This is a genomic window from Micromonospora sp. DH13 (assembly GCF_020873825.1).
Taxonomy (GTDB): Bacteria; Actinomycetota; Actinomycetes; order Mycobacteriales; family Micromonosporaceae; genus Micromonospora; species Micromonospora haikouensis.
Map to the genome: position 1 here is coordinate 1 of NZ_JAHWGR010000085.1, position 1,390 is coordinate 1,390.

Annotated in this window: 1 rRNA gene; it reads right to left on the minus strand. The window is 55.9% G+C overall.

What is annotated here, in order from left to right:
• Positions 1-1,390, minus strand: a 23S ribosomal RNA gene (locus LPA42_RS33325); the annotation flags it as partial.

The window sequence follows — 1,390 nt, forward strand, 5'->3', positions numbered from 1 at the left end:
GTAGTCAAGTCCTCGGCCTATTAGTACCGGTCAACTCAACCCGTTACCGAGCTTACATCTCCGGCCTATCAACCCAGTCGTCTAGCTGGGGGCCTTACCCCCACAAAGTGGGGTGGGATACCTCATCTTGAAGCAGGCTTCCCGCTTAGATGCTTTCAGCGGTTATCCCTTCCGAACGTAGCCAACCAGCCGTGCCCCTGGCGGGACAACTGGCACACCAGAGGTTCGTCCGTCCCGGTCCTCTCGTACTAGGGACAGCCCTTCTCAAGTATCCTACGCGCACGGCGGATAGGGACCGAACTGTCTCACGACGTTCTAAACCCAGCTCGCGTACCGCTTTAATGGGCGAACAGCCCAACCCTTGGGACCTGCTACAGCCCCAGGATGCGACGAGCCGACATCGAGGTGCCAAACCATCCCGTCGATATGGACTCTTGGGGAAGATCAGCCTGTTATCCCCGGGGTACCTTTTATCCGTTGAGCGACACCGCTTCCACACGCAAGTGCCGGATCACTAGTCCCGACTTTCGTCCCTGCTCGACCTGTCAGTCTCACAGTCAAGCCCCCTTGTGCACTTGCACTCAACACCTGATTGCCAACCAGGCTGAGGGAACCTTTGGGCGCCTCCGTTACCCTTTAGGAGGCAACCGCCCCAGTTAAACTACCCACCAGACACTGTCCCTGAACCGGATAACGGCCCGAAGTTAGATACCCGAATCAACCAGAGTGGTATTTCAAGATTGCCTCCACCCATACTGGCGTATGGACTTCACCGGCTCCCACCTATCCTACACAAGCTAACTCAAGTACCAATGTCAAGCTATAGTAAAGGTCCCGGGGTCTTTCCGTCCTGCCGCGCGTAACGAGCATCTTTACTCGTAATGCAATTTCGCCGGGCCTGTGGTTGAGACAGTGGGGAAGTCGTTACGCCATTCGTGCAGGTCGGAACTTACCCGACAAGGAATTTCGCTACCTTAGGATGGTTATAGTTACCACCGCCGTTTACTGGCGCTTAAGTTCTCCGCTTCGCCCCGAAGAGCTAACAGGTCCCCTTAACGTTCCAGCACCGGGCAGGCGTCAGTCCATATACATCGAATTACTTCTTCGCATGGACCTGTGTTTTTAGTAAACAGTCGCTTCCCCCTGCTCTCTGCGGCCATACAACGCTCCAGCAGCAAGTGCCTTCACGTCTCCGGCCCCCCTTCTCCCTAAGTTACGGGGGCAATTTGCCGAGTTCCTTAACCACAGTTCGCCCGATCGCCTCGGTATTCTCTACCTGACCACCTGTGTCGGTTTGGGGTACGGGCCGCTAAGAACTCGCTAGAGGCTTTTCTCGGCAGCATAGGATCACTGACTTCACCTGAATCGGCTCGGCATCACGTCTCAGCCT